This window comes from Psychrobacter sp. Ps6, from assembly GCF_022129235.1.
In the GTDB taxonomy this organism is placed as follows: Bacteria; Pseudomonadota; Gammaproteobacteria; order Pseudomonadales; family Moraxellaceae; genus Psychrobacter.
Map to the genome: position 1 here is coordinate 1 of NZ_JADQAI010000069.1, position 2,214 is coordinate 2,214.

Consider the following 2,214-nt stretch of genomic DNA (forward strand, 5'->3'; position numbering starts at 1 on the left):
GAAAGAACCAACTATATATTAGAAGTTTGGCAGGGATTTTTAAAACATTATCGTGTTTCTTATATATGTAAGTATAATTTCTAGCTAAACAAACCATACGTAATTCAGATTCGGAATAAGGTACTTTAAACAAATTAAAAAAAGTAGAGTATAAAGGTAACTTCATCGCTGGGTGATAAAAAACTGAGTTCATTAATGTTACTGGAAATATACCAGCTTCTTTACAACGCCAGTAATGCTCATACTCATCACCCCAGATAAAGAAATCTTTATTTACATAGCCGACATCATCAACACATTTTTGTGAAATTAACGAACCATTAAATGGAGTAATGTAATCCATCACTTTCCCCCATGATTCAGATAACTTTTGGTAGCAAATCGTTTTCTGTCCGTTCTTCATTCGTGTTGCCCATGATAATTGTTTATGATTATCAATATCAATACTTACAGGCATTACATAGTTAAGATGACTATTATTTATAAATTCATATAAACTATTTAAGCAATTTTTATCCGGGTATCCATCATCATCCATTAGCCAGTAATAATCTGTATCTAATTTTTCATTTGCCAATTTTACCGATTCATGAAAACCACCTGCTCCACCACTATTAATCAGAGCAGAAAAAACCCACACATCAGTACCGTCAACATTAGCAAGTAAATTTAATTCATTTGATTTTTTAAATTGATGATTATATTTTAATGACAACGACTTTATAGTATCGTCGCTAGATGCATTATCGTAGATAATTATATTATCCAACTTTTTGCTTTGTTCTAAAACTTTCTCAATACACCTTAATAAATCATGCTCTCTATTGTATGTTACAATACAAGCTGTAACTTTTTTCATAATAGATATCTCTTAATTGAATCTTCCGCCATTAACTGTATTTCTTTTGCTCTTTTTAAAGCCTTACGTTCAAAATTGAGCTTTAATGACTCATCTAGTAGCAAACTTTTCATAAGTTCACTTAATGCTTCAGAATCATGTATATCAAACAAGAAGCCGTATTTCCCATTATAAAGAATATCATCGGGCCCGAAATTACAATCAGATGAGATAACAGATTTTCCTAAAAACATAGCTTCAAGTAAAACTAATGAAAAACCTTCAGATAGAGATGAATGTACAAGAAACTCACAATTAAACATCCACTTAAAAGGATTAATATCCCTACCTGGATATATTATATTTTCATTATTACAATAATTTTTAATTTCATTAAAATCAGGACCATCCCCCAATAACACTAGCTTATAAGCATTTTGAATAAAAATAGGTAAACTCAAATAAGCATCGATGACTGTTTTAAAATCTTTAGTTCTTAAATCAAACCTAGAAACCATCAGAATAAATTTATAGTCAACATAAAAAAAATCTTTAGCTTTAATATCAACCGTTTTTTCATCTATGAAATTTGATATTAAATATACTTTTTTAGCAAGTGATGGAACAAGTTGCTCTAGCGCTATTTTTTGTGAATCACAAAGACATATTATCTTATCATTTTCAGATAAAAACTTTTTATATAAGATAAAAGAAGTAGACTCTTTTAAAGCATATGGATTACAGTGAACCCAAGAAATTTTGCCCTTAGATTTTATTAATTTTTGAATCAATAATGTGGATAGAGTATCTGAAAAATTTATAATATTGACATTAGAAAAATCATACATATTATTCATTTTGTAAACAACTCTTATTATATTTAATAGGCTTGGTTTTTTCTTCCCTTCATTAATTAAAATAACATTATTAGGTAAATTAAGAATCAAGTCTTTGTCAAATGAATCGAAAGATAATATAAGGTATATTTTTCTATCCTTCAATTTATTAGCTAAATTTACAAACATAGCTTCTACACCACCAGTTTTAAATTGGTGAATAACAAAAACAAGATCTTTATTGTTAACTTTAATCTTCATATTTTCTAATATTAAATAATGGTAAAATTAAAAAAGGATATAAAACAGCTAAAAATGATATAAGCGACTCACCTTTAATTTCAAAGACACACAACATGATAATAAGACATGAAAATAAATAAAATCCATGAGTAATTTTGCTTGAAAAAATAGAATGATATAAAGGATATATAAATATAAAATAGTAAGCCATAGTAAAAAATATCCCACCAAAAAAAATGGGCCTTAAAAAACCGACATCTGTATGCATATAATAAGAACCATCTATATTTGTATATT

At 27.5% G+C, this 2,214-nt stretch carries 2 protein-coding genes and 1 pseudogene; all 3 read right to left on the minus strand.

Annotated elements, in window-relative coordinates; all coding sequences use genetic code 11:
* On the minus strand, positions 1–859 hold an 859-nt coding region (locus I3255_RS13770; RefSeq protein WP_238039315.1), incomplete at its 3' end, for a glycosyltransferase.
* Positions 856–1,935 (minus strand): glycosyltransferase, encoded by a 1,080-nt coding sequence (locus I3255_RS13775; RefSeq protein WP_238039316.1) that lies wholly within the window; start codon positions 1,933–1,935, stop codon positions 856–858. The genes I3255_RS13770 and I3255_RS13775, both read right to left, overlap by 4 nt.
* Positions 1,925–2,214, minus strand: a pseudogene (locus tag I3255_RS13780) (hypothetical protein); the annotation flags it as partial. The gene I3255_RS13775 and the pseudogene I3255_RS13780, both read right to left, overlap by 11 nt.

Bases quoted from the DNA above. Each gene is read 5' to 3' on its own strand.
- I3255_RS13775 (WP_238039316.1), bottom strand. From the start codon at position 1,935: ATGAAGATTAAAGTTAACAATAAAGATCTTGTTTTTGTTATTCACCAA.